We start from the raw sequence: 24,542 nt of genomic DNA, 5'->3' as shown, positions 1-24,542 counted from the left end.
GTTTGACCGAGAAACACGCCTCAGGCCCCACCGCTTTCCGCGCCCGGCTGCGCCGCAGCAGCGCCGGGGGCGCGCGTACAGCCTGGCTGATCTCGTATTCGGTGGCCACCGATGAGCCCCGCCTCATCCGCAAGGTGCAGACCCTGCTGCAGGCCGGCTGGCGGGTCGTGGTCTGTGCCTATGAGGGCGAGCGCCCCGTTCCGGCGGACTGGACGTTCGTGTCGCTGGCCAACTCGTCTGCCACCGGCCGGTGGACGGCCCGGCGGATGGAGTGGCAGCGCCGGGTGGGCACGCATCTGGCGCGGCTCGATCTGCCCGCGGACGCGCTGAAGGGCCTGGCCACCCAGCTCATCTCTTCCGGCCTGCCGAACTGGCACCGGGACCACCGTGAAATCCTGCGCATTGCATCGGAGAACCCGGACCTGAAGCCGGATGTCGTGATCGCGCACAATTATTACACCTGCCCGCCCGGCTGGGACCTCGCCCGCCACCACGGCGCCGCCTTCCTCATCGACTCCCAGGAATACATGCTGGGCGTGATGCCGGACTCCCCCCGCTGGGTGCGCGAACAGCGCCCCTTCATCAAGGCCGCGCAGGATTATTACTTCGCCCGCGCTGACCAGGTGTTCACCGTCTCGCAGGGCATCGCGGACCGGCTGACCGCAGAACAGCGCCTGAAACGCCCGGCGAAGGTGATGCGGAACGTGCCGCCCTATGCGCCCTATCCCTTCCGGCCGGTGTCGGGTGCGCGCAAGCTGCTGTATCACGGGCTGATCGACCCCGCCCGCGACCTTGATCTCGCAGTGCGCGCCGCTGCGCTGTGGACCTCGGCCACGAAGCTGATCATCCGCGGCCCGTCTGAAGGCGACACAGCGGGGCAGCTGGCCGCGCTGGCGGCGGAACTGGGCGTTGCCGGCAAGGTCGCCATCGAGCCAGCTGTGCCCTTCGCCGAGATGCTGGCGCGGGCCAACGGGGCCGATATCGGCTATTTCGTCTACCGTGACGGCTCGCCCCAGCGGCGCTTTGTGCTGCCGAACAAGTTCTTCGAATACCAGATGGCCGGCCTCGCCCTTATGATCAGCGACCTGCCGGAAATGGCCGCCCTTACACTCCGGTATGACACGGGCGTCATCGTCGGCGAAGTCACGCCTGAGGCCATCGCCCGCGCCGTCGACAGCCTGACCGACGACCAGATCAACACCTGCAAGGCCAATGCCCTGAAGGCAGCCCAGTCCTTGTGCTGGGAAAAGGAACAGGGTGTGTTGCTCGAAACCCTCGATGAAGTATGCCGCCCCGCATGACCCATCCCACGACAGCCTGGATGCCTGACGGTAAGGTGCGCGCCTATCGCATGTGCACACGCTGCGTCATGGATACGACTGACCCGGACATCACGTTCGACGCCGAGGGCGTCTGCAGCAACTGCCACGGCTTCGAGAACAACCTGAAGCCTTACTGGAAGCCAAACGCCGAAGGCGCCGCCGAACTGGAGGCCCTGCTCGAGCGCATCCGCCGCGAGGGCGAGGGCAAGACCTATGACTGTATCATCGGCCTTTCCGGCGGCGTCGATTCCTCGTTCCTGGCCACCCGGCTGAACGCGTGGCGGCTGCGGCCGCTCGTCGTGCACGTCGATGCCGGCTGGAATTCGGAACTGGCGGTCAAGAATATCGAACAGATCATCTCCAGACTGGGCCTTCACCTCGACACGGTGGTGATCGACTGGAACGAGATGCGCGACCTGCAGCGCGCTTTCCTGAAGTCACACGTCGCCAACCAGGACATCCCGCAGGACCATGCTTTCAGCGCGGCCCTCGTCCACAAGGCGCTGGAACATGGTATCACCTATGTCATCAGCGGCACCAACTTCGCCACCGAAGGCGTTTTGCCCCAGGGCTGGGGCTATGACGCCATGGACGCCGCGCATATCCGCGACATTCACCGCCAGTTCGGCGAGTTGAAGCTGAAGCGGTTCCCGATCCTCAGCTTCCGCGACTATTACGAGACGATGCTGCACAAGCTGCAATTCGTCGCGCCGCTGAACTACATGCCCTATGACAAGGCCAGCGCGATTGCCCATCTCGAGCAGAACTATGGCTGGCGCTATTATGGCGGCAAGCATTACGAGTCGATCTGGACGCGCTGGTACCAGGCGCACTACCTGCCGCGCAAGTTCGGCTATGACAAACGCAAGGCCCATCTCTCCAGCCTGATTGTCGCCGGCACGATGACGCGGGAGGCGGCCCTTAAGGAGCTGGAGAAACCGCTCTATACCGATAACGAGCTCGCCGAGGACACTGCGTTCGTAGCCAAGAAACTTGGCTTCACAGTCGAAGAACTTGAAGCCCTGATTGAGGCCCCGCCCCGCCACTATCTCGATTTCGCCACCCATGCCGGGCAACTGGAACGCTATCAGGCCCGGCTCGCCCGCAACTCTGCGCTGAAGGCCCGCCTCAACCTGCGCACCCTGCCGGCACGTCTTGCACGCAGGCTGAGTGGCGTGTTAGCGAGCCCGAAAGGATAAGGCTGACACCTCAGAGCGCCGGACTCCATTGGCCGGGCGCGGGGGCTTCGCCGGGCCAGAGCAAGGGACTGTGCGTACATGTTTCGTCTGTTGCTCGCCATTCTTGCCCCTTTCCGCGCAATCCTGCGGCACCATTCCATTCTCGTGCGCACGACCTGGGTGGATCTGAAGGCGACTTATGCAGGCTCTGTCCTCGGCATCATCTGGGTGATCGTCGGCCCGCTGCTGATGCTGTCGGTGTATGCGCTGACCTATGCGGTGATCTTCAAGGTGCGCATACCGGCCCTGAGCACGACCGAATATGTCCTGTATGTGTTTTGCGGCATCGTGCCGTTCCTCGCCTTCGCGCAATCACTGTCCAGCGGAACCCTGTCGCTGTCGTCCAACCGGGCGGTGATGCTGAACACGGTCTTTCCCGCCGAAATGATCCCCTTGCGCAGCGTTCTGGTCGGCAGCGCCAGCATGCTCAGCGGCACGATGATCCTGCTGGTCAGCGACTTTCTCTGGAGTAAACCCAGCCCGCTGTTCCTGCTGATCCCGGTGGTGATGCTGTTCCAGGTGATGTTCTCGGTCGGTATCTGCTGGATGCTGTCGCTGGTGGCGCTCTTGGTGCGCGACCTCGCCCAGCTGATCTACTTCATTACCATGATGCTGCTGATCATCACACCCATCGCCTACACGCCGGACATGATCCCGGACGGCATGAAGGTGCTGATGCTGTTCAACCCGCTCTATTATTTCGTCACATGCTTCCAGTACATCATCATCCTGGACCAGGTGCCGCCGGCGGACACTTTGCTGACGGGCATCCTGATTTCCATCGTGTTCTTCACGCTCGGCTTCTCCGTGTTCCATCGCAGCAAGCAGGTGTTCTATGACTTTGCCTGACGGGGAGCGCACCGCGATCAGCTTCGAGCACGTCTCGAAAGTCTACCGGCTTTACGGCTCGCGCAAGGAGCAGGTGCTGGACAATATCGGCCTGCCGAAATTCCTGCGCCCGAAAACCGGGCCCAAGAATCCCGAATTCCATGCGCTGCGCGATGTCTCCTTCACGATCAGGCGCGGCGAACGCGTCGGCATCATCGGCCGCAACGGTGCCGGCAAGACGACGATGCTGCGCCTCATCACTCAGAACTTCGCACCGACCACAGGCCGGGTGACGATCGATGGCAGCGTGCAGGCCCTGCTGCAGCTCGGCCTCGGCTTCCATGCCGAGTTCACCGGCCATGAGAACATCGTTGCCTCGCTCAACTATAACGGCCTCACCGGCAAGGCCTTCGACGAAGCCCTTCAGGAAGTGATCGACTTCGTGGAGCTGGGCGATTTCCTGCACCAGCCGGTGAAGGCCTACTCGATGGGCATGCAGGCGCGCCTGCAGTTTGCAGCGGCAACCGCCATCCGCCCGGATATCCTGATCATCGACGAGGTGCTCGGCGCGGGCGACGCTTATTTTTCGGCCAAGTCTGCCCACAGGATGAAGAAGCTTGCGACGTCCGGCTGCACGCTGCTGCTGGTCTCGCACTCGACCCAGGAAGTGCTGCGCTTCTGCGACCGGGTGATCTGGATGCATCAGGGCTCGATCCTGATGGAAGGACCCGCGCTCGACGTCGTGCGTACCTATGAGGCGTATATCGAGGAGCTGAACTTCAGGATGCGCAAGCAGACCGAGGCCCTGTGGGCTGAAGTCGACGCGCGGCGTGAGGCCATTGACGCGGCAGAACACAAGACCGGCGAAGTGCCGGAAGAACCGGAGGCCGTGAAGGGGGAAGCCTTATCCGAAACGGCTGCAGTCCAAAACGAAACAGGCTTCCAAGGTCGAATGGCTGACAATGAGCAGCATGAAGCAGATGTCGCCACTAAACAGGAAACACTTGTTGCTGCTACCGCTCTGCTAAACCAGAACCAAACCGACGGCGCCGTATTCGTTCCTGCTAAGATAATAGCAGTGCCGGCTCCGAGTTCAATCGACACTGCTGCGGAGCTATCAGGATATGTAACTGAAGATTGGAGAAAGGAAGTCTTTGGGGAGCTATTGTACGACTCTAAAGGCCCAACATCTGCTAACGTCGAAAGATGGCCCGGCGAACGCGGGCTTAAGGTATGCCGTGTACGGATGTTCGATGAACGTGGCAAGTTTGTTGACCGAGCAAAGAGCGGGCAGCCACTGACTATAGAAATATCGGTCATTGCAGAGGAAGACGGCGATTTCCGGTTTCGGGCCTCCCTCCTCTTCATGACCCTTGATGGCATCGGGGTAACGCGGGCTTTCAGTCCGTACTATGACGCTAGGCTGAAAAAGGGAGATGTCGCTTCCTTCTGTCTCAGCTGGGAAGAAGTCCTACTTACCGGCCGCGAATATGTTTTCAGTTGTGCATTGTTCAAACATTTCGATATGGTCGATTCTTCAACAGCTGTTAGATACGACCTTCTGGCACGAGCGTTTCCGCTCCGTGTCGACGGACGTCTTGCACATGATCCCGGGTTGTTCCACCAGCCAGCTATCTGGGAAGAGAGTGTAAGGATTCACTCGGCAAACGTCGAAGCTGTCGCCTAACAGAACCCTTTAAGCCTTTGTATAGCTGAAGAAGGCGGCCGAGCCAGCCACCCTGCCATTGCTGTAAGGCAGACCGTGCTTATCAAAGGTCAGGTTTCGCAGAAATTGGCGATGCTCCTGATCAAGCTCTTGAGATGCAATCGCTTCAAACCTGTTCTGCACCCACTGCATTTCGTTGAATACAATGCCAGCACCCACGAACTTTATTCCGTCCATGCCAGACTGTTCGGCGAGCTGCACAAACTCCTCGACTTTGTAGCAATTCGAGATGGGGCACTCCTCACCGTCTGTACAATGACGAAAAGCCTGGCGCGGAGATAAACCACGGTAGAGACCCTCCTTGATCTGTTTCTGGTACGCCACGTAGTAATGAAGCCAGATGCTGTCGTAGTGATAAGCATAGATCCGGGCTTCCCCCCCGTGAGAGAGGAGGCGCACGAACTCCGCAAGGATTTCCTCAGGATTCGGAGTGTGATGGATAACGCCATCACAATGAATATAGTCAAACGAGGCATCCCCAAATGGTAGTTTCGGCGCTCCATTGTCGATCTGTAGCAGCCTCACTTCGGTCGGACCAGGATGCAGGCGCATGCGTTCAGTGCACAGCGAAATCGCTGTCGGACTGATGTCGACGCCGACAAGCAATTTGGGTTTCGAATACTCGACAAGATTGACTAGCCCGTTGCCAGTGCCACACCCATAGTCCAGCACACGCTTTCCATCATGGCCTTCGACAGGCATCAAGCGTTCGCGGAACATGTTCAGACCGTTCCGCCACTCTACGAAGTCCATTGATTCTTTACGCGATTTGAACTCGCGCGTGGCTACAGTGTGCCGCGTCCAGTACTCAACGTTCGTATCCATGCGGCGCTGTTATCAGCTTAGGTGCTCCCTGTGTAGTCGCTGTCAGAAGCAATCGACTAAAGTCTTTTTGAGCTTAAAAGGCTGGGCCTGAAAACAGAACTGGATCGGAAATGGTCGCAACACTCATTCTTCATTCGCGGGGCGATCTCGACTGGGCGACGGCCCTTGCGGCGGAGCTGTCCGAGCATGCGCCCGTGCGGCTGCAGCTCGGCAATACGCCGCCCAGGGCGCAGATCGGGCCGAGCGTCGTGCGGGTTGCCCTCTGGTCGGAGAATGCCGCGCGCGATGGGATTGCCGGCACGATGGCAGACCTGCTGTCCGCCGAGCCCGCGCACAGCATCCTGATCCGCCGTGAAGGCTGCGCGCCCCCGCCCGGCATAGATCCGCAGGCCCTTGCCCGGCATATCGAGCCTGCAACCGCCCGCGATGCCGCCAACGCCCTGAAGACAGCCATCCCGGAAGTCGGCGGGCAGGTTGCCGAGATCGTCCGGTCCGCCCGCCTGAAAATAGAAACGGCACAGGCCCGCCGGCTGCGGCAAGCCGACACACTGCTGCTGGCGGTTTGCCTGGCCGGGCTTGCCGGCCTTGCCCTCTGGCAGGACTGGGCCGGCTTGCGGTCCTTGCTGGCGCGGCTTGCCGCCGGCGCCTGAGGGGCCGGGTAGCCCCTGCCGAAGTCGGCACAGGCTGCGGCTTATGCCTATGTTCCCGCCGCTGTCCGGGCGCGAGCACACGATTCCCGCAAGGTGGAGGGCGGCGCACGCTGAACATGCCCGCCTGCTGGCACGACGACAGATCGCCGCGTTGGACAAGACCGGGCCACAGGACAAGCCCTATCCGGGAATCCGGAAATCCGCGCCCGCCAATCCGGTGGGGTGCAGTTGCATGCGAGTGTCACCGGATGACAGACACATCCGAACACTTCACCGCCCGCATCGGCCTGCCCTACCTGCTTTCGGGTCAGGCCCAGAAACACGTCACCGTCAATGAGGCCCTCCGGCGCCTCGACGTGCTCGTGCAGTTATCGGCGATCTCCGCGAGCCTCGCGGAGGAGCCCGGAGACGCCGCCAATGGCAGCGTGTATATCCTGCCACCCGGAAAGACCGGCCCGTCTTGGAACGCCATGAGCAATGGCGCCCTTGCCGCCGTGATCGACGGCGCATGGGAGGAAATCCAGCCGCGCGAGGGCTGGCAGGCCTTTGTGACCGACCAGGGCCGCAGCCTCATCTTCGACGGCGAGACCTGGACAGCGCCAGCCACGGTGGCGCGTGAGCGCCTCAGCGCCGCACGCACCTATTACGTCCGGGCTGACGGCAATGACGCCAATGACGGGCTCGCCAACACACCCGGCAGCGCGCTCGCCACCGTGCAGGCCGCGCTCGACCGTGCCGGCTCGCTTGACCTTAACGGACATGACGTGACCGTGCAGATCGCGAACGGCACCTGGACAGGTACGGCGCGCTTTCGCACGCTGACCGGCGATGGCACCCTGATCCTGCTGGGCGATGAGACAACCCCGTCGAACGTCTATCTGAATGTCAGCAGCGCGCACGCGATCGCGGCGCAATCTGTCAGCGGACGGTATTCCGTCCGTGGCCTGAAGATCGAGACGAGCGGCAGTGGCCATGCCATCGCGGCGGCCGGCACCGGCGTTCATATTACCTTCCGTAATATCGAGTTTGGCGCCGTGGCCAACAGCCACCTGTTTGCGGAAGCCGGCGCGACCATTGAAAGCATCGGTCAGTATGCCATCTCCGGCAATGCGGAGCGCCATGCCAATGCGCTGCTGCGTTCCGAGGTGAACCTGCGTAATTCCACCGTGACACTGACCGGCACACCGGCCTTCTCGCTGGCCTTCTGCAATGCCACGCGCCTGTCCGTGATCAATGCTAACGGCATGACCTTCACCGGGAGCGCCACCGGCAAACGCTATGAGGCCACTGCCAATGCCGTGATCTTCACCAATGGCGGCGGCGCCACCTACCTGCCCGGCAATGCGAGCGGCACTACGGCCACCGGAGCGCAGTATCTGTGACCTAGAGATAAGCGGACAGGTCAAGCCGGGCCGCATGGGCCGCCATGCAGCGGCGGATGAGGCGCAAGTTGGCGCGGGTCCAGGCCACCGTCCGGGCGATCCCGTCCTCGATCTGCGTCGTGGCCTCAAAACCCAGCTCGCGGCGGGATTTTGACGGGTCGCCGAACCGCCGGCCCGAGCGGTCCCAGTCCCGCGCGGGGCGCAGGTCATGCGGCGCGGTGTTTCCGGTCGCACGGTTGATGGCGTCCGCGAGCTCAAGGATCGTTACTTCGCGCCCGGTGGCCAGATTGTACGCTTCGCCCGGCACGCCCTTCAGCGCGCAGGCCATCAGTCCACGGACAAGGTCGTCCACAAAGATGAAATCGCGCGAGGTCTGCCCCGCATTGTCGAGCGGAAGCGCTTCTCCATGCAGCGCCTTGAAGATGAAGGTGGGTGTCACATTCCGCCACACCGTATGCGGCGTGCCGCGCCAGGCGCCGGCCCCGAGGATTTCGCCGGGCCCGTAGACATTCTGGAACCGCGCCTTGACGAAGGGCAGCTGCCCGCGCGTGAAGAAATAGTTGCCGTACATCTCGCCGACGAGTTTCGAGATGGAGTAGGGACTGTCCTGGAACAGCGAAACCGGCGCGTCCTCCGGGGTCGCCACCGCCTCGCCATAGGTCTTTTCCGCCACGGCGCATCCGGCGGCGGCGTAAACGACCTTTCGCAGGCTTTTGACGCCCGAGAGGCGCTGGAACAGTTTGAGGCTGGTGATCGTGTTGTTGGCATGATCTGCCAGCGGATCGGCGATGGATGACTGGTTGCCATGATAGCAGGCGAGGTGCCAGGCATAGTCCGTCGCCTGTGGCAGGCGCGCGAGCACCTCGTCTTCAGCGATCGAGCCCTCGATCAGCTTCACGCGCGCATCTTCGAGAACGGCGGAGCGGTCGGAGGACAGGAAGTTATCGACAAGCGTGATCTCGCCTGCACCGGCCGCAAGCAGCGCGCGCACGAGATTGCTGCCTACGAATCCGGCACCACCGACGACCAGCAGGGACATGCCGCTGAAGCCCGTCATGCGCTGAACCCTTCCGGTGCCCGCACATGCGCGTAGATCGCCCGTACGCCGTTTGCGTCATACCAGCGCACCATGCGCCGGATGCTCTCTTCGAAGCTCACAGCCGGCCGCCAGCCGAAGGCGCGCTCCGTTTCACTTGAGTCAAGCACGATCGCTGCCACATCATCCGCTCCCGGAGGGATGACCGGTGGCAGTGGCGCCTCGATGCCGAGCGCGGACGCAACGGCCTTGTAGACCTCCAGGATGCTGCGGCCCTGCCCGCTGCCGGCATTGAAGACACCGCGCGCCGCGCCCAGAAGCATCACCCGGTCAATCAGCGCAAGGAAATCCTCCATGTCGAGGAAATCGCGCACGGTATCGGAACAGAAACAGGGCTTGCCTTCCTTCAGGCGGCTGTAAAACGCCGGGACCGGCCCGATGGAGAGGCGCGGCCCCGTCACATTGCCGATGCGAAGGGACACCGCATCGAGGCCGCTGGCCAGCACGTAAAGCTCGCCGGCGGCCTTGGAAATTCCATAGCTCGTGAACGGCGCGAGCGGGGCATCGGTCCGGACCGGCAGCGAGGCCGGCCGGCCATAGCAAAGTACGGTCTGCAGGTTCACGAAGCGGCGCACACCCGATTCCCGTGCCACCTTCAACACGTTCAGTGTACCTCCGGCATTGACGGCGAGGTCCCCCTGCCAGTTGTCCGGATCCTTGTAGCTGGCGGCGGCGTGAATGACCGTGTCCGGACGGAAGGCACCGAAGACTCGCGCGAGAAGCGCCGCATCGGTGACCGAGCCTTCATGCACCTCGACCTCAGCCGGCAGCGCTGCACGTGCGGAGGTCACGAAATTGTCGATCACGCAGATCGTGTCGCCCTGGGCCAGGCGGTGGTCAACGATGCCCGCGCCGAGGCACCCGGCGCCCCCGGTGATCAGCAGTCGCATCGGTCAGCGCCTTTCCGCGTCCTTGAGTTTCAGGTGCGTGTACTCGCCGAGCACGCCATGCTCGCGGTAATAGTCAATGGCGAGGGGAATGAACTCCGAAAGCGGCGTGAATTTAATCTCGCCGAAATCTGCGAAGGTCCGCGACGGATCCAGCAGGATAGAGGCGGCATCATCCGGTCCGAGCGCGCGTATGTCCGGCTCGGGATAGTCGTTCAGCTTCATGGCGCTGACGACAGAATCGTAAAGCTCCCGGATGGCGATGTCCTTGCCGGAACTGAAATGATAGGTGCCCTGCCCCATGCCATCGGCCGCGCGCATCACGGTCTTTGCAAGGTCGCCGACATAGACGAAATCCCGCCTCGCCTCGGTGACGAAGCACCGCTTGCCGTCGCGCAGGCGCGAGAAGAAGATGGGCAGCGGGCCTGAAACGTTCCGTGGACCGATCACATTGGCCAGGCGGAAGGTGACATAATCGAGCCCCGACAGTTCGAGATAGTCTTCAGCTGCCGTTTTCGAGATCGCATAACTCGAATTGCCGGGATTCTTCGGATGCGACAGCGTGATCGGCTGCTCCTGCGGCTTCACGCCATAGCACAGCGCGGTCTGGAAATAGATGAAGCGCCTGATCCGCGCCGTCTTCGACGCCTTGATGACATTGACGCTGCCGACCACGTTGGTCAGCGCGTCGGACTGCCAGTCCTCGGGGTCCTTGTAGGAGGCGGCTGTGTGCACCACGACATCCGGCAGGAACTCGCCGAACGCCCGGTTCACGAAGTCCGCATCGGCAATCGAGCCTTCGCGAAACATGTAGTTCGCCGATTCGGGCGGCAGATGCTCGCGGCGGCCAGTGGTGAAATCATCCAGGCCGAGCACGGTGTCACCACGCGCCAGCATCAGCTCGGCGACATGCGAGCCGACCTGGCCCGCTGCGCCCGTTATCAGGACTTTGAGTCTGGTCATGGCGCGGAGCTATAGACTGCCCACCGCCCCGCGCCAACATCCGGGCCACTGCGGAGTTTCAGGTCTCGATTTCGCCGGAAGATCAGGGCATAGCATCGCCTCCGCTTCCGGCTGCAGGATGTCATGACCGAACCTCTTCGCCAGGCCTACCTTCTTTCCGCCTCCGCGATTGCCGATGATCCCCGCGTACGCCGGATGGGCGACGGCCTTGCCGCACGGGGCATCCGGGTCACGGCGATCGGACTGGAAGGGGGACGGTCCGGCCATCCGGACTGGCCGGTCATCGAAGCGCCCCTGCCGGAACCGCCGGTGGTGCTGCCGCGTCCGGGACTGGCAGGCCAGATGGAACGCGGTGCAGCCGGGGTCCTGTCGCTGCCGCTCGGCCTTGCAGGCAAAGCCCTGTCGGCGGCCGGCGCGCCCCAGGGCGCAATTCTGCTACAGCTGCGTCATCGCGCCCGCGTTGCAGCGCGTCCCGTTTCGGGTCTTGCCCGTGCCCTGCGCCGCCGGCTCCACGCGGCCACCCTGCCGCCCGGCGAACGCCTGATGCACCGCTTCTGGCGGATGAAACCGGAGGCCAGGGCGATCCGCGACGCGGTCGCCACGCTCGAGGGACCGGCCCTGTGGATCGCCAATGACTGGCCGATGCTTCCGGTTGCCGCTGAAGCGGCCGACAGGAAGGGCGGGATCGCCGTCTATGACAGTCATGAGCTGGCGCTCGAGGAATTTGCCGAACGGCGGGACTGGCGCCGTTATGTCCGCCCCGTCGTGGCCCATGTCGAGGCCACCTATATTCCGCACGTGAAGGTCATCAGTGCGGTCTCACCCGGCATCACTGCGCACCTCGAGGCCGCCTACCGTGTTCCGGTCCCGCATCTGACGCTGCGCAATGCCCCGGCCTATGAAGCCACCGCAATGCGCGCCGCTGGCGATCCGGTGCGCCTTCTCTATCACGGCCTCGTCTCGCCCGGCCGCGGGCTCGAAGCGCTGGTGGAAAGCGCCGCGCACTGGCCGGCAGGCTATACGCTGACGATCCGCGGTCCGTCCTCGCCGCCGGGCTACATGGACACGCTTGCCGCCCTCGCCGCCCGCCACGGTATCGAAGACCGCGTGACGTTCGAAGGCCCGGTTCCGATGACCCGCCTCGTGGCCGCCGCGCGACCCTTCGACATCGGCCTGATGGCCCTTCCCGGCCATTCGGCCCACAATCGTAGTGCGCTGCCCAACAAGCTGTTCGAATACATGATGGCCGGCCTTGCCCTCGGCGTAACGGACCTCGACGAGATGTCCGCTCTGCTGCGCGAGACCGGCGCGGGGTTCAGCCTGGGCGACGGGTCACCGCAGGCGATCACGGCAGCGCTGGGCGCCCTGACCCGCGCGGACATCGACCGCATGCGCGCGGCCGCGCTGGACGCGGCCAGGCGATACAACTGGCAGGCCGAGTCCGCCCCGGTGATCGATGCCTATCTCGCCGCCTGGCAGATGCACTATAGGTGAGGCGATGTGCGGTCTGTTCCTCTCGGTCGGCTTCGAGCCGTCCCGCAAGCATATCGACGCCGTCGCCCATCGCGGGCCGGACGGCGAAGGCTGGCGCGTGTTCGAGAGTCCCGCAGGTCCGGTCGCCCTCGGCCACCGCCGGCTCAGCATCATCGACCTCGACCCGCGCGCCGCCCAACCGATGACGCGCGAGACCGGCCGCTACTGGCTGGTCTTCAATGGCGAGATCTACAATTACATCGAGCTGCGCCGCGAGCTTCAGTCTGCCGGCGTGCGCTTTCGCACCGAGGCGGACAGCGAGGTGCTGCTCGAGGCCGTCATCCACTGGGGCCCGGCCGCGCTTGACCGGATGGTCGGCATGTTCGCCTTCGCGATCTGGGACGATACGGAAAAGACACTGCTGATCGCGCGCGACCGTGTCGGTATCAAGCCGCTGGTGATGCACGCTTCTGATGACGGGATCGCGTTTGCCTCGGAAATCAAGCAGTTGATCCCGCTGCCGACCTTCCGCCGGCGGATCAACCTGCAGCGCGCGCACGACTTTCTCTCCTCCGGCGTCACCGATCACATGCCGGACACGATGTTTGCCGATGCGACAAATCTTGGCCCCGGCCGGTTCGTCCGGCTCGACCTCAAGTCCTGGCGCCCCGGCCAGCCGCTGCCGGTGGAGACCTACTGGCTGCCCCCGCGGCCCGGCAGAGAGCGGTTCAGCGAGGGCGAGGCGGCCGACCGGTTCCGCGACCTCTTTCTCGATTCCATCCGCCTGCACATGCGCTCGGATGTCAAAGTCGGCTCATGCCTCTCCGGCGGGCTCGACAGCTCGTCGATCGTCTGCGCGCAGGCGAAATCCTGGCCTAAGGACATCGAGCCGCTGAATGCGGTCAGCGCCGTCTTCCCCGGCTCGCCTGTGGACGAGTCGGCCTTCATCCGCGATGTGGTCGCCGCCTCCGGCGTGCGCTCGATCACCACAACGGTCAGCCCGGACACGCTGGCAGCAGACACCGACGCCGTGCTGCGCGCGCAGGACGAACCCTACGGGTCGACCAGCATCCATGCGCAGTATCATGTCTTCCGCACGGCACGCGAGGCCGGCATCAAGGTCATGCTCGACGGTCAGGGGGCAGACGAGCTGCTTGGCGGCTATCATGGCTGTTTCTTCTATCACTACCGAAGGCTCATCCGGCATCTTGAACTCTCTGAACTGATCCGTACCCTGAGAGAACGCAAGGCCTGGCATGGCATATCGTATCGCAGGCAGCTCTGGCCCTTTGCCGGGCGGCTGCCTGCGCCGCTTCGCCCGCTGCTGCGCCCGGAAGATGGCGCGCCGCCGCCACTGCCGATCCTCGATACGGCGCTGATGAACCGGATTTCACCACCCGGCCGCGACGCACTGAGCAGCGCGCTCGCCCATGAAGGCCTGCCGGCCCCGCGCACGCTCGGCGATTATTGCGTGATCCTGACCCGGGCAACCAACCTGCCGATGCTGCTGCGCTACGAGGACCGCAACTCGATGGCGCATGGCATCGAGGCCCGCGTGCCCTTCCTCGATCATCGCCTGATCGAATTTTGCCTCGAACTCGGCGACCAGCACAAGATCACCGGCGGCGACACCAAGCGGGTGCTACGCCGGGCGATGGCGGGCCTCTTGCCCGAAAGCGTGCGGCAGCGGCGAGACAAGCTTGGCTTTGCAACACCGGAGGAAACCTGGTTCCGCGGGCCTCTGAAACCGCAGATCGAAGCCGGGGTTGAAGCCACCCTGAAACTCTATCCGGAGCTGTTAAACGCCTCCGCCGTTCGTCAGCATACGGCCGAGATGCTGTCAGGCGCGCGCCCGTTCGATTTCTCGGTCTGGCGGATTCATGTGTTCGGGCAGTGGGGCAGAATGTTCGGGATGACCTACTGAGGCGGCGCCCGGCGGAGCGGCTGCCAGCGTGCCGGTTCTGCCGCCATGTGCGCGGCGAGGCCCTTCCACTCCGCCTCGCTCAGCACGGCAGACTTCAACATCCGGAAGGCCGGAAGACGCTCCGGCTGCAACCCCTTCAGCGGCGCGAAGGCCGCCACAAGGTTCTGCATCACGCCGTCCGGCGAGGCGATGAAATCCTCATACCAGATTTCGGCAAACCGGTCCGGCGCCAGCCCGGCTGAAGCCGCCGTGATGGCCCGTGTAAACGCGAACTGATTCTCCAGAACCTGCGCTTCAGGGGGCAGCAGGCGAAGCGCCTCCACATCGGCAGGCGTCGCCGAGTTCCACACCCGCACGTCGCCCTGCACCACATGCCTCGCAGAAAGATCTGACGCCGCCGCCGCCAGCACGTCCCGGCGCAGCCAGATGAACCCCGCATTTGGAAATCGCCGGGCCAAATCCGCCACGCGGAAACAGTTCCACGCATTCTTGGTCACAAGCGGCCTGCCAGCGGCTGCCTCCACGCTTGCGAGGGTTGCCCGCATATGGCCGGCCTGCGTATCGAGCACACCGGGACTGCGGGTCTCTGAGGGATGCCCGCCGCCGCACCAGCGGGTGAAAATCGCCGAACCTTCTGACAGGCCGTGCGTGCCCTCAGTCTTGCCATATCGGCTGCCATAATCCCCGCGCGCCTCTCCTGTGAGCCTGACCTCATGGCTTTCGAGAATGCCGACGGCCGGATGCTCCGGTGTCTCGTTGTTGGCATGGTTGGAAATGACGGGAAGGCTGAACGCTTCCGCCAGCGCCTGATAGAAAACCGTACTGCCCGTGCGCGGCGCCGCGACGATGAACACCGCCGCCGGGTCCGCCCGCCCGGGATAATCCCTGAAGATATCCTGCTCGCGTTCGGCCAGCATCCTGTCACAACACCGTTATCTAACTCACAGGCCCGCATAGATTTGCAAACCGGGCCTCTCCTTAGGCGGGAATGGCGCCCTTGACGACACCCCGTCCGTGTCCTTTACACCGCGGCATCCAGCAGCCCGGCGTATCGTGATGACAGACTCTCCCGCAACGCCCCGTGTCGCGCAGATCGGCGCCGGACACTGGGGCCGCAATCTTGCCCGCAATTTCGCCCAGCTGGGCGCCCTCGCCGCGATCTGCGATCCCCATCCGGACACCGCAAAGCGCGAAGCCGAGGCGAACGGCGTGCCCGTGCGCAGCGTGGACGACGTGCTGCAGGATCCGGGCATCGACGGCGTCTCGATCGCCGCCCCGGCGGAACTGCATGCCGACCTCGCGCTGAAGGCCTTTGCGGCCGGAAAGCATGTGTTCGTGGAAAAGCCGCTGGCTCTTACTCTTGAAGACAGCCGGGCCATGTGCAACGCTGCCGATCGTGCCGGCAAGACCCTGATGGTCGGCCACCTGCTGCAATATCACCCCGCCTTCATCCGCCTGCTCGAACTCGTGCGCGGCGGCGAAATCGGCGGTGTGCGCTATGCCTATTCGAACCGCCTGAGCCTCGGGAAACTGCGGATCGAAGAGAATGCGCTGTGGAGCTTTGCGCCGCACGACCTGTCGATGCTGCTGGCGATCATGGGCGAGCGGCCCGAAAAGGTGACGGGCGGCGGCAGCAGCTGGATCACGCCGGGGCTCGAGGATGAGTACCGGCTCGACATGACCTTCTCGGGCGGCCGCCGCGCCCATGTCTTTGCGGCCTGGCTGCACCCCTTCAAGGAGCACCGCCTTGTGGTCGTCGGCGAAACCGGCATGCTGGTCTTCGAGGACTCTGCCGCGAAGGTCGAGGACAAGCTGAAGCTTTACCGCCACTCCATCGTCTGGAAGGGCAAGGTGCCCGAGGCGGTGAAGGCGGAGCCCGAAGCCATCGCCTTCCCGCCGGATGAGCCGCTGAAACAGGAATGCCGCCACTTCCTCGACTGCTGCGCCGGCAAGGCCTCGCCCCGCACCGATGGCCAGGAGGCCATGCGCGTCGTTGAAACCCTGCTGCGTGCCGAAGGGCGCCTGGAGCTGGCCCCCGCGTAGACCTGCCGCAATCCTGCCCAACTTCACCGCCAGAGCCTGCCGACATGCTGACCACACCGAAACCTTCCGACACCCTGGCAACAGAATATGTCCGCCGCGCGCACGCACGCGACCTGACCATCGGCATCATGGGCCTTGGTTATGTCGGCCTGCCGCTGGCCGAAGCCTTCCTGAAGGCCGGCTTCCGGGTGTTGGGTTTCGACATCGATCAGGGCAAGATCGACCTGCTTGCGGCCGGCAGGACCTATATCCAGCACATCCCCGATGACCGTATCAAAGCGATGCAGGCCACTGGCCGGCTGGAGGTGACCAGCGACGAGGCCCGCCTGTCTGCGGCGGATGCGCTGCTGATGTGCGTGCCCACGCCGCTGAATGCCCACCGCGAGCCTGACATGTCCTATGTCAGCAGCACGACAGAAATGATCGCGCGCCATTTGCGTCCCGGCCAGCTGGTGATCCTCGAATCGACGACCTATCCGGGTACCAGCGACGAGGTGGTCAAGGTCATCCTGGAGAAGACGGGCCTCCGGGCCGGGGTGGACTTCGCGATTGCCTATTCACCGGAGCGTGAAGATCCCGGCAATATCGATTTCTCGACGTCCTCGATCCCCAAGGTCGTCGGCGCCAACACACAGGCCGAACGCGACATGGCGGTCGCGATCTATGAGGCGATCACCAAGGTCGTGCCGGTCTCGGACATGAAGACGGCCGAAGCGGTGAAGCTGACCGAGAACATCTTCCGCCTGATCAATATAGCCCTCGTCAACGAGCTGAAGACCGTGTTCCAGGGCATGGACATCGACGTCTGGGAAGTGATCGACGCGGCGAAGACCAAACCGTTCGGCTTCATGGCGTTCTATCCGGGCCCCGGCCTCGGCGGGCACTGCATCCCGATCGACCCGTTCTACCTGACCTGGAAGGCCCGGGCGCATGGCGAGACCACGCGCTTCATCGAACTTGCCGGCGATGTTGTCACCCGCCTGCCGAAACAGGTGATCGAGCACCTTGCCGAAGCGATGAGCTCGAAGTTGCAGAAATCCGTTGCCGGCAGCCGCATCCTGGTGGTCGGCCTCGCCTACAAGAAGAATGTGGACGACATGCGCGAGAGCCCCTCGCTGCACCTGATCCACCTCTTGCGGGAGCGCCTGGCGACAGTCGACTATCACGATCCGCACATTCCCCGGGTGCCGGTGACGCGCGATCACCCGGAATTTGCCGGCATGGAATCCGTGCCTCTGACCGAGGCTGCGCTGAGAAATTATGACTGCGTGCTGATCTCCACCGACCATGATGCCGTGGACTACACCTTGCTCGCGCGCCATTCGAAACTCGTGATCGATACACGCAACGCCACGGCGCGCATTCCGGAGGATCTCAAGGCCAGGGTTGTGAAGGCCTGAGGATGCCTTGAAGCGGCTGCTGCTCCTCACGCGGCACTACCCGCCCGCCGTCTCCGGAGGCATCCGGCGTCCATATCTTCTGGCCAGCGCCCTGCGCGGCCTCGGAGTCGAGGTGCGAGTCATCGCGCCGTCCCTCCCCGAAGGCGAGCCCGGCCTGGCCGTTCCGCATCCCAACCGCGATCCGTCCGGTAATGCAGGCCCCTCACGCCCCTCGCTGCGCAGCCTCGCCCGCGACCTGCTCCTCTGGCCAGACCCCGACATCCGCTGGTGCCAGCGCGCCGCGGATGCAGGCATAGCCGAGGGCTGGCAGCCGGACTGGGTGCTCTCCACAAGCCCGCCGGAATCGATTCACGTCGCGGGCCGACGCCTCGCCCGCGCGCTTGGTGCCCGCTGGGCGGCCGACTTCCGCGATCTGTGGCTGGAAGCGCCGCACCGGGCAGAACGCCGCCGCCTTCACCGCCAGATCGGTGAGCGCCTGCTGGCCCGCGGCCTGCTGCCACAAGCCGATCTCGTTCTTGCCGTGGATCCCGTCGTCGCTGCAGAAGCCGGCCGCTTAGGCGCGCGCGATCCGCAGGTGCTCGAACACTTCACCAGCGAGGAGCCGGTGGAGCCTTTCCGGTATGAAGGAAGTGGCCTGAATATCCTTCATGCCGGATCCATTGCCTTCTCAGACCCCGAAGCCTCTATCGGGGACCTGCTTGCCCCTTTCGAGGCAGCCTATGCCACGCGCCGCGATCTCGTGCTGAACTTCGCCGGCCGCCTCACCGCCGCTGAACAGGCCCGGATCGCCGCCAGCCCTGCGGCCGTATCCATCCGCCAGTTCGGGCCTGTACCCTATGAAACGGCCCGCGCCATGATGGCCGGTGCCGATGCGCTCGCCTTCGTCGGCTCCGCCAAGATGCACGTCCCGCCCAGCAAGATTACAGACTATCTCGCCTTCGACCGTCCGATCGTCGCCTGTGGCGATGGCCCGTGGCGGGCTGATCCGCGCGTGCCTGCCGAGCCCGCTGAGGACGTGCTGATGCGCCTCACCCGCGGCGACGGGCGCAACACGATGGCCCGCCCCAGCACCAGCCGCGACGCCGCCGCCCGCTTCCTGGACCTGTGCAACCAATTGTAATGAGGCGTGTCTTGCTGGTCCTGCGGGGCTGGTCTACTGACCGCTCGCCACGAGACCAGGAGGACCCAGAGTATGGCCATCGCGTTCATCGACCTTCAGGCACAGCGCAAGCGGATCGAACCGCAGATTAATGCCGCCGTGCAGAAAGTCATCGAGAGCGGCGCCTATATCATGGGCCCTGAAGTGAAGCAGTTCGAAACGGCCCTTGCGGCCTTTTCCGGCGCGAAGCACGCCCTTGGCTGCGCCAATGGAACAGACGCTATCGCCCTGCCGCTGATGGCCTGGGGCGTCGGCGAAGGCGACGCGGTGTTCTGCCCGAGCTTCACCTTCTGCGCCACCGGCGAAGTTGTGCCCTGGGTGAACGCCACGCCGGTCTTCGTCGACATCGAACCCGACACCTACAACATCAACCCTGACCATCTCGTCGCCCAGATCGAACGCGTGCTGAAGGAAGGCAAGCTGAAGCCGCGCGTCATCATCGGCGTCTGCCTGTTCGGCCAGGCCGCCAATTATCCGCGCCTGCGCGAGATTGCCGATACCTACGGGCTGAAGCTCATTGCCGACAGCGCGCAGGGCTTTGGCACCACGATCAATGGCCGGCACCCCTCCGACTGGGCTGATTGCGTCACCACCAGCTTCTTCCCGGCCAAGCCGCTCGGCTGCTATGGCGACGGCGGCGGCATCGTCACCAATGACAGCGCACTTGCGGAGATCATCGACAGCCTGCGTGTCCACGGCAAGGCGGTGGCCTCGGATCTCAAGGGCAAGACCTTCGAGCATGATCCGAAATACCTGAACATCCGTGTCGGGATGAACTCGCGCCTTGATACGATCCAGGCCGCCGTTCTGATCGAAAAGCTGAACATCTTCGCGGATGAAATCGTGCTGCGCAACAAGGTTGCCGCGCGCTATAACGAGCTGCTTAAACCGCACGTCGCGGCCGTGCCGTTCGTCAAGCCGGGCGTCATCTCCACCTGGGCGCAATACACGATCGAGCATGACAACCGCGACGGCCTCGCCGCACACCTGAAAGCACAGGACATCCCCACAGCTGTGTATTATCCGGTGCCGATGCACCTGAACCAGGCTTATCGCGAATGGGCGCCGAAACCGGGCGAGCTGGCGGTGACTGAAGCAAAGGCCGAGCGCGTCATCTCGCTGCCCATGCACCCCTATCTCGACACTGCCACCCAGGATCGCATCGTGGATGCGGTGCGCGCTTTCAACGGCTGATCCGGCAGCGCCACGCGCTCACGGACGGGGCTCCTGTAACAGGCCGAGAAGATACTCCCGGTAGCTGTTGCTGTAGCCTTTGGCGAGGCGCTCCAGTGTCTCGTCATCGATGAAACCGCGGCGCCAGGCGACCTCTTCGAGGCAGCCGATCTTCAGGCCCTGCCGGCGTTCGACCGTCTGCACGAAATGCGAGGCGTCCAGCAGGCTGTCGAACGTACCCGCATCCAGCCAGGCAAAACCGCGCGGCAGGCAGACGGCATTCAGCTGGCCCATCGCCAGATAGGCCGCGTTGACATCGGTAATCTCGATTTCTCCGCGCGCGGACGGTCTCACCGAACGGGCGATGTCCACGACCTGCGCATCATAGAAATAGAGGCCGGTGACGGCCCAGTTGCTGCGAGGTGTTTCCGGTTTCTCCTCGATGGAGAGGGCCTTGCCGTTTGCGTCCAGCTCAACTACCCCGAATCGTTCGGGATCCCGCACGGCATAGGCGAAGACGCTGGCGCCCTTGGTGATCTTCGCCGCATTCATCACGAGGCCAGACAGCCCCGCGCCATAGAAGATGTTGTCGCCCAGCGCGAGTGCGGCCGGCGAGCCATCAAGAAAATCTGCCCCCAGGATGAACGCATCGGCCAGACCACGCGGCTCATCCTGCACGGCGTAGGAAATCTCGATGCCCCACTGGCGGCCATCGCCCAGCAGCGCCGCAAATTGCCCGCGTGCCTCCGGCGTCACGATCACGAGGATGTCGCGGATGCCCGCCAGCATCAGCACGGACAGCGGATAGAAGATCAGCGGCTTGTCATAGACCGGCAGCAGCTGTTTCGACACGCCGCGTGTCACCGGCTCAAGCCGGCTGCCGCGTCCACCTGCGAGGATGATGCCCTTCATGCGTGCCCTGTTCTGCAAACTGTTACTGCGGCGCGCCTTCACCGATGCGTTCGCCCGCATATACCTTCTCGCGCAGCGGCCGCCACCAGCTTTCGTTCGCGAGATACCAGTCCACGGTTTCGGACAGGCCCGTTTCGAAATCAACCGAGGGTGCCCAGCCCAGCTCGCGCCGGATCTTGCCGCTGTCGATGGCATAACGGAAATCGTGGCCCGGGCGGTCCTTTACGAAGCGCACGAGGCGGGCGTGCGGCGCGGCCTGCGGAAAGCGCTTGTCGAGCAGGCGGCAGATCGCATCGGCGATGTCGCGATTTGTCCGCTCCTCGCCGCCGCCGACCGTATACGTCTCGCCGGCCGGTGCCGCCTCGGCCATGCGGATCAGCGCGCGGGCATGGTCATGCACATGCAGCCAGTCGCGCACGTTCATCCCGTCGCCATACAGGCTGACCGGCTTGCCATGCAGTGCATTCAACAATGACAGCGGGATCAGCTTCTCGGGGAACTGGCGCGGCCCGTAATTGTTGGAGCAGTTGGAAATCACTACCGGCAGGCCATAGGTGCGATGCCAGGCCCGCACGAGATGGTCGGAGGCGGCTTTGCTCGCCGAATAGGGCGAGGACGGGTCATAGGCGGTGGTCTCGCAGAACCTGCCCTCCGGCCCCAGCGAGCCGAACACTTCATCGGTGGAGACATGCACGAAGCGGAAGCGCGCCTTCGCTGCGCCGTCCAGCGCGCCCCACCAGGTCCGCGACGCCTCCAGCATCACCAGGGTGCCTACGACATTTGTCTGGATGAAAGGCGCGGCGGCATCGATGGACCGGTCGACATGCGTCTCCGCTGCCAGGTGGAACACCGTGTCAGGTGCCGCCTCCCGGAAGGCGCGCGTCACGCCGTCCTGATCGGCAATATCCGCCTCGATCAGCCGGAAGCCCGGATGCGCGCGCAGCGCCGCCAGCGAGGCCGGATTGGCGGCATAGGTCAGCTTGTCGAGCACCGTAACCCGCGTGTCCGGACGTGCCATCAGCTCCAGGCACAGGGCCGAGCCGATGAAACCTGCCCCCCCGGTCACGAGATAGTTCATGTCACGCTCCACACGGGCCGGCTCAGCCGCTGCGCCTGCTTACCATGCCCGGCTTGGCCCGCAACCGCCCGGCGTACAGGCGGCCGCACCGAAACTGGCGGCGGCGCGTTGCCATGTCCGGGCAGTCATGTTAACCCCGCGCGCGACATATAAAGGATCGTTGATATGGCTGTTCAGGACAAGGTTCAGGACTATTACGTCAAGGACATTTCGCTCGCCGAATTCGGCCGCAAGGAAATCGCGATCGCCGAGACCGAAATGCCCGGCCTGATGGCCGCGCGGGCTGAGTTTGGCCCGTCCCAGCCACTGAAAGGCGCCCGCATCTGCGGCTCGCTGCACATGACCATCCAGACGGCCGTTCTGATCCAGACGCTGGAAGCGCTGGGTGCACAGGTGCGCTGGGTGTCGTGCAATATCTATTCGACACAGGACCACGCCGCCGCCGCGATTGCTGCCAATGGCACGGCTGTGTTTGCCTACAAGGGCGAGACGCTGGAAGAATACTGGGACTTCACCGACCGCATGTTCCAGTGGCCGGATGGCAATGGGCCGAACCTGATCCTCGATGATGGCGGCGACGCCACGATGTACCTGATTGTCGGCGAAAAGGCCGAGGCCAACCCGAAGATTCTCGACAATCCGGGATCGGAAGAAGAGAAATATTTCTTCGCGCAGATCCGTAAGCGGATGAAAGCCTCGCCGGGCTGGTTCAAGAAGACCAAGGCCGGCATCCGCGGTGTATCCGAAGAAACCACAACCGGCGTCAACCGCCTCTACCAGCTGGAAAAGCGCGGCGAACTGCCCTTCCCTGCGATCAATGTCAACGACTCGGTCACCAAGTCGAAGTTCGACAACAAGTATGGCTGCAAGGAGTCGCTCGTCGATGCTATCCGCCGCGCCACGGACGTGATGATGGCCGGCAAGAAGGCTTTCGTGGCCGGCTACGGCGATGTCGGCAAGGGCTCTGCAGCATCGCTGTCCGGCTCGGGGGCGCGCGTAGCGGTATCGGAGATCGATCCGATCTGCGCCCTGCAGGCCGCGATGGACGGCTATGAAGTGATGACTCTGGAAGAGGCTGCCCCGAAGTTCGATATCTTCGTCACGGCCACCGGGAACCGGGACATCCTGACGCTCGAGCATATGCGGGCGATGAAGGACATGGCCATCGTCTGCAATATCGGCCACTTTGACAATGAGATTCAGGTCGAGGCACTGCGAAATTATCAGTGGACGAACATCAAACCGCAAGTCGACATGATCACCTTCCCGGATGGCAAGCGGATCCTGCTCCTCTCAGAAGGCCGCCTCGTCAACCTCGGCAACGCCACCGGCCATCCGTCCTTCGTGATGTCCGCCTCGTTCACCAACCAGACACTGGCCCAGATCGAGCTGCACCAGCGCGGGCACCAGTACGGGAACAAGGTCTATACCCTGCCCAAGCATCTTGACGAAAAGGTTGCCCGCCTGCACCTCGACAAGCTGGGCGCGAAGCTGACACAGCTTTCGGATGCTCAGGCCGCTTATATCGGCGTCGACAAGACCGGGCCGTTCAAGCCCGAGCATTACCGCTACTGATCGCGGGAGCCGTCATTGGCCGGGTCCCACATCCTCACGCTCAGCTGCCCGGACAGGGTGGGCCTCGTCGCCCGCCTTGCGCGGCTGATGGAGGAGCATGACTGCTTCATCGTGTCCTCGCGTACTTTCGGTGATCCGCAGACGGAGCGTTTCTTTGCGCGCCTCGTGTTCAACACGCCGGGTGATGGGGCGCTGGCAAGGGTTGAATCCTCCATGCGCGCGCTGGGCGCAGAGCTGCAGGCCGTCTGGCAGATCGCGCGGGAAGGCGAGCGGATGCGCACACTGCTGATGGTGTCGAAATCGGATCACTGCGCTAACACGCTGCTATATGCGGCGCGGCGCGGCGAACTGCCGATCGAGGTGACCGGCATCGTGTCCAATCACACCACTCTGAAGCCGGCCTTCGCTCACTGGAACCTGCCCTGGTTCCACGTGCCGGTCAGTGCTGCGACCAGGGCCGAGGCCGAGGCCCGCCTGTTTGCCATCGTCGAGGAAACAGGCTCCGGCCTCATTGTTCTCGCCCGCTACATGCAGGTGCTCAGCGAAGAGGCCTGCCGCCGGCTTGCGGGGCGCATCATCAACATCCACCATTCCTTCCTGCCCGGCTTCAAGGGCGCCAGACCCTATCACCAGGCACATGCGCGCGGCGTGAAAGTGATTGGCGCCACCGCCCACTATGTCACCCCCGACCTCGACGAGGGGCCGATCATCACGCAGGCGACGGAAGCCATCGATCATACCTTCTCGCCGGAAGATATGATCGAGACCGGCCGGCACCTGGAAGGCCTTGCCCTCCTGCGCGCGGTGAAGGCCCATGCTGAACACCGCATCTTCCTCAATTCCGGCAAGACCGTCGTCTTTGCCCGCTAATCATCAGACCCCAGAGGA

Annotated in this window: 21 protein-coding genes; 14 read left to right on the top strand and 7 right to left on the bottom strand. The window is 63.8% G+C overall.

Going from position 1 to position 24,542, the window contains the following annotated elements; translation table 11 throughout:
• The first annotated feature begins 2 nt into the window (after positions 1 to 2).
• The 4 genes from ACK4TE_RS01825 to ACK4TE_RS01810 all read left to right on the top strand — a co-directional run bounded on the left by ACK4TE_RS01825 (position 3) and on the right by ACK4TE_RS01810 (position 5,075).
• Positions 3 to 1,301, top strand: coding sequence for a glycosyltransferase (locus tag ACK4TE_RS01825; protein WP_409909764.1), 1,299 nt, complete (start codon positions 3 to 5; stop codon positions 1,299 to 1,301).
• Positions 1,302 to 1,321: 20 nt separating this feature from the next.
• Positions 1,322 to 2,521 (top strand): N-acetyl sugar amidotransferase, encoded by a 1,200-nt coding sequence (locus tag ACK4TE_RS01820; RefSeq protein ID WP_409909763.1) that lies wholly within the window; start codon positions 1,322 to 1,324, stop codon positions 2,519 to 2,521.
• A 78-nt stretch (positions 2,522 to 2,599) separates the two neighbouring features.
• The gene (locus ACK4TE_RS01815) at positions 2,600 to 3,409 is read left to right on the top strand and encodes an ABC transporter permease (RefSeq protein ID WP_409909762.1); all 810 of its coding nucleotides are present in this window, start codon (positions 2,600 to 2,602) and stop codon (positions 3,407 to 3,409) included.
• Complete coding sequence (locus ACK4TE_RS01810) at positions 3,396 to 5,075, top strand: ABC transporter ATP-binding protein (RefSeq protein ID WP_409909761.1); 1,680 nt, start codon at positions 3,396 to 3,398, stop codon at positions 5,073 to 5,075. Before ACK4TE_RS01815 ends, ACK4TE_RS01810 begins: the two co-directional genes overlap by 14 nt.
• A 9-nt stretch (positions 5,076 to 5,084) precedes the next feature.
• Here the strand turns inward: ACK4TE_RS01810 and ACK4TE_RS01805 are convergent, their stop codons facing one another.
• Positions 5,085 to 5,939 carry a class I SAM-dependent methyltransferase gene (locus ACK4TE_RS01805; protein ID WP_409909760.1) on the bottom strand — a complete coding sequence of 285 codons (855 nt, stop codon included), beginning with the start codon at positions 5,937 to 5,939 and terminating at the stop codon, positions 5,085 to 5,087.
• A gap of 110 nt (positions 5,940 to 6,049) precedes the next feature.
• Here ACK4TE_RS01805 and ACK4TE_RS01800 point away from each other — a divergent pair, with 110 nt between their 5' ends.
• Together ACK4TE_RS01800 and ACK4TE_RS01795 are read left to right on the top strand one after the other, a co-directional pair.
• Complete coding sequence (locus tag ACK4TE_RS01800) at positions 6,050 to 6,589, top strand: hypothetical protein (protein WP_409909759.1); 540 nt, start codon at positions 6,050 to 6,052, stop codon at positions 6,587 to 6,589.
• 248 nt (positions 6,590 to 6,837) lie between these two features.
• Positions 6,838 to 7,971, top strand: a complete 1,134-nt coding sequence (locus tag ACK4TE_RS01795; protein ID WP_409909758.1) for a DUF2793 domain-containing protein — start codon at positions 6,838 to 6,840, stop codon at positions 7,969 to 7,971.
• 1 nt (position 7,972) lies between these two features.
• Here the strand turns inward: ACK4TE_RS01795 and ACK4TE_RS01790 are convergent, their stop codons facing one another.
• Genes ACK4TE_RS01790 through ACK4TE_RS01780 form a run of 3 tightly spaced genes read right to left on the bottom strand, consistent with a single transcriptional unit; the run spans position 7,973 to position 10,917 of the window.
• A complete protein-coding gene (locus tag ACK4TE_RS01790) occupies positions 7,973 to 9,028 on the bottom strand; it encodes an NAD-dependent epimerase/dehydratase family protein (RefSeq protein WP_409909757.1) in 1,056 nt (351 codons plus the stop codon).
• Positions 9,025 to 9,957: an NAD-dependent epimerase/dehydratase family protein gene (locus ACK4TE_RS01785; protein ID WP_409909756.1), complete on the bottom strand. Its 933-nt coding sequence runs from the start codon at positions 9,955 to 9,957 to the stop codon at positions 9,025 to 9,027. The genes ACK4TE_RS01790 and ACK4TE_RS01785 overlap by 4 nt, the downstream gene beginning before the upstream one ends.
• A gap of 3 nt (positions 9,958 to 9,960) precedes the next feature.
• Entirely contained in the window at positions 9,961 to 10,917 is a 957-nt protein-coding gene (locus ACK4TE_RS01780; protein ID WP_409909755.1) for an NAD-dependent epimerase/dehydratase family protein, read from the bottom strand.
• A gap of 123 nt (positions 10,918 to 11,040) precedes the next feature.
• On the opposite strand from ACK4TE_RS01780, the gene ACK4TE_RS01775 reads away from it, so the two are divergent.
• Together ACK4TE_RS01775 and asnB are read left to right on the top strand one after the other, a co-directional pair.
• On the top strand, positions 11,041 to 12,411 hold the full coding sequence (locus ACK4TE_RS01775; RefSeq protein WP_409909754.1) for a glycosyltransferase: 1,371 nt from the start codon (positions 11,041 to 11,043) through the stop codon (positions 12,409 to 12,411).
• 4 nt (positions 12,412 to 12,415) lie between these two features.
• Positions 12,416 to 14,314, top strand: coding sequence for an asparagine synthase (glutamine-hydrolyzing) (gene asnB / locus ACK4TE_RS01770; RefSeq protein WP_409909753.1), 1,899 nt, complete (start codon positions 12,416 to 12,418; stop codon positions 14,312 to 14,314).
• Here asnB and ACK4TE_RS01765 read toward each other — a convergent pair.
• Entirely contained in the window at positions 14,308 to 15,231 is a 924-nt protein-coding gene (locus ACK4TE_RS01765) for a sulfotransferase (protein ID WP_409909752.1), read from the bottom strand. The two genes, asnB and ACK4TE_RS01765, sit on opposite strands and share 7 nt — an antisense overlap.
• Positions 15,232 to 15,370: 139 nt before the next feature.
• Here ACK4TE_RS01765 and ACK4TE_RS01760 point away from each other — a divergent pair, with 139 nt between their 5' ends.
• The 4 genes from ACK4TE_RS01760 (at position 15,371) to ACK4TE_RS01745 (ending at position 20,110) form a co-directional block, all read left to right on the top strand.
• Complete coding sequence (locus ACK4TE_RS01760; RefSeq protein ID WP_409909751.1) at positions 15,371 to 16,357, top strand: Gfo/Idh/MocA family protein; 987 nt, start codon at positions 15,371 to 15,373, stop codon at positions 16,355 to 16,357.
• 44 nt (positions 16,358 to 16,401) lie between these two features.
• Positions 16,402 to 17,757, top strand: coding sequence for a nucleotide sugar dehydrogenase (locus ACK4TE_RS01755; protein WP_409909750.1), 1,356 nt, complete (start codon positions 16,402 to 16,404; stop codon positions 17,755 to 17,757).
• 7 nt (positions 17,758 to 17,764) lie between these two features.
• Entirely contained in the window at positions 17,765 to 18,877 is a 1,113-nt protein-coding gene (locus ACK4TE_RS01750; RefSeq protein WP_409909749.1) for a glycosyltransferase, read from the top strand.
• A 72-nt stretch (positions 18,878 to 18,949) separates the two neighbouring features.
• Entirely contained in the window at positions 18,950 to 20,110 is a 1,161-nt protein-coding gene (locus ACK4TE_RS01745) for a DegT/DnrJ/EryC1/StrS family aminotransferase (RefSeq protein WP_409909748.1), read from the top strand.
• Positions 20,111 to 20,128: 18 nt separating this feature from the next.
• On the opposite strand, the gene rfbA is transcribed toward ACK4TE_RS01745, so the two are convergent.
• Together rfbA and rfbB are read right to left on the bottom strand one after the other, a co-directional pair.
• Positions 20,129 to 21,001, bottom strand: a complete 873-nt coding sequence (gene rfbA, locus ACK4TE_RS01740) for a glucose-1-phosphate thymidylyltransferase RfbA (RefSeq protein ID WP_409909747.1) — start codon at positions 20,999 to 21,001, stop codon at positions 20,129 to 20,131.
• 22 nt (positions 21,002 to 21,023) lie between these two features.
• A complete protein-coding gene (rfbB, locus tag ACK4TE_RS01735) occupies positions 21,024 to 22,079 on the bottom strand; it encodes a dTDP-glucose 4,6-dehydratase (protein WP_409909746.1) in 1,056 nt (351 codons plus the stop codon).
• A 165-nt stretch (positions 22,080 to 22,244) separates the two neighbouring features.
• On the opposite strand from rfbB, the gene ahcY reads away from it, so the two are divergent.
• Together ahcY and purU are read left to right on the top strand one after the other, a co-directional pair.
• On the top strand, positions 22,245 to 23,654 hold the full coding sequence (gene ahcY, locus ACK4TE_RS01730; RefSeq protein ID WP_409909745.1) for an adenosylhomocysteinase: 1,410 nt from the start codon (positions 22,245 to 22,247) through the stop codon (positions 23,652 to 23,654).
• Between the two features lie 15 nt (positions 23,655 to 23,669).
• Positions 23,670 to 24,524: a formyltetrahydrofolate deformylase gene (gene purU / locus ACK4TE_RS01725; protein ID WP_409909744.1), complete on the top strand. Its 855-nt coding sequence runs from the start codon at positions 23,670 to 23,672 to the stop codon at positions 24,522 to 24,524.
• Positions 24,525 to 24,542 lie beyond the last annotated feature (18 nt).

Origin of the sequence: Hyphomonas sp. (assembly GCF_046313975.1) — a bacterium.
Classification (GTDB): domain Bacteria; phylum Pseudomonadota; class Alphaproteobacteria; order Caulobacterales; family Hyphomonadaceae; genus Hyphomonas.
Note: the sequence above shows the minus strand (reverse complement) of the source record. Positions and strands in the feature narration are given on the sequence as shown.

Bases quoted from the DNA above. Each gene is read 5' to 3' on its own strand.
- ACK4TE_RS01820 (WP_409909763.1), top strand. From the start codon at position 1,322: ATGCCTGACGGTAAGGTGCGCGCCTATCGCATGTGCACACGCTGCGTC.
- ACK4TE_RS01815 (WP_409909762.1), top strand. From the start codon at position 2,600: ATGTTTCGTCTGTTGCTCGCCATTCTTGCCCCTTTCCGCGCAATCCTG.
- ACK4TE_RS01810 (WP_409909761.1), top strand. From the start codon at position 3,396: ATGACTTTGCCTGACGGGGAGCGCACCGCGATCAGCTTCGAGCACGTC.
- ACK4TE_RS01805 (WP_409909760.1), bottom strand. From the start codon at position 5,939: ATGGATACGAACGTTGAGTACTGGACGCGGCACACTGTAGCCACGCGC.
- ACK4TE_RS01800 (WP_409909759.1), top strand. From the start codon at position 6,050: ATGGTCGCAACACTCATTCTTCATTCGCGGGGCGATCTCGACTGGGCG.
- ACK4TE_RS01795 (WP_409909758.1), top strand. From the start codon at position 6,838: ATGACAGACACATCCGAACACTTCACCGCCCGCATCGGCCTGCCCTAC.
- ACK4TE_RS01790 (WP_409909757.1), bottom strand. From the start codon at position 9,028: ATGACGGGCTTCAGCGGCATGTCCCTGCTGGTCGTCGGTGGTGCCGGA.
- ACK4TE_RS01785 (WP_409909756.1), bottom strand. From the start codon at position 9,957: ATGCGACTGCTGATCACCGGGGGCGCCGGGTGCCTCGGCGCGGGCATC.
- ACK4TE_RS01780 (WP_409909755.1), bottom strand. From the start codon at position 10,917: ATGACCAGACTCAAAGTCCTGATAACGGGCGCAGCGGGCCAGGTCGGC.
- ACK4TE_RS01775 (WP_409909754.1), top strand. From the start codon at position 11,041: ATGACCGAACCTCTTCGCCAGGCCTACCTTCTTTCCGCCTCCGCGATT.
- asnB (WP_409909753.1), top strand. From the start codon at position 12,416: ATGTGCGGTCTGTTCCTCTCGGTCGGCTTCGAGCCGTCCCGCAAGCAT.
- ACK4TE_RS01765 (WP_409909752.1), bottom strand. From the start codon at position 15,231: ATGCTGGCCGAACGCGAGCAGGATATCTTCAGGGATTATCCCGGGCGG.
- ACK4TE_RS01760 (WP_409909751.1), top strand. From the start codon at position 15,371: ATGACAGACTCTCCCGCAACGCCCCGTGTCGCGCAGATCGGCGCCGGA.
- ACK4TE_RS01755 (WP_409909750.1), top strand. From the start codon at position 16,402: ATGCTGACCACACCGAAACCTTCCGACACCCTGGCAACAGAATATGTC.
- ACK4TE_RS01745 (WP_409909748.1), top strand. From the start codon at position 18,950: ATGGCCATCGCGTTCATCGACCTTCAGGCACAGCGCAAGCGGATCGAA.
- rfbA (WP_409909747.1), bottom strand. From the start codon at position 21,001: ATGAAGGGCATCATCCTCGCAGGTGGACGCGGCAGCCGGCTTGAGCCG.
- rfbB (WP_409909746.1), bottom strand. From the start codon at position 22,079: ATGAACTATCTCGTGACCGGGGGGGCAGGTTTCATCGGCTCGGCCCTG.
- ahcY (WP_409909745.1), top strand. From the start codon at position 22,245: ATGGCTGTTCAGGACAAGGTTCAGGACTATTACGTCAAGGACATTTCG.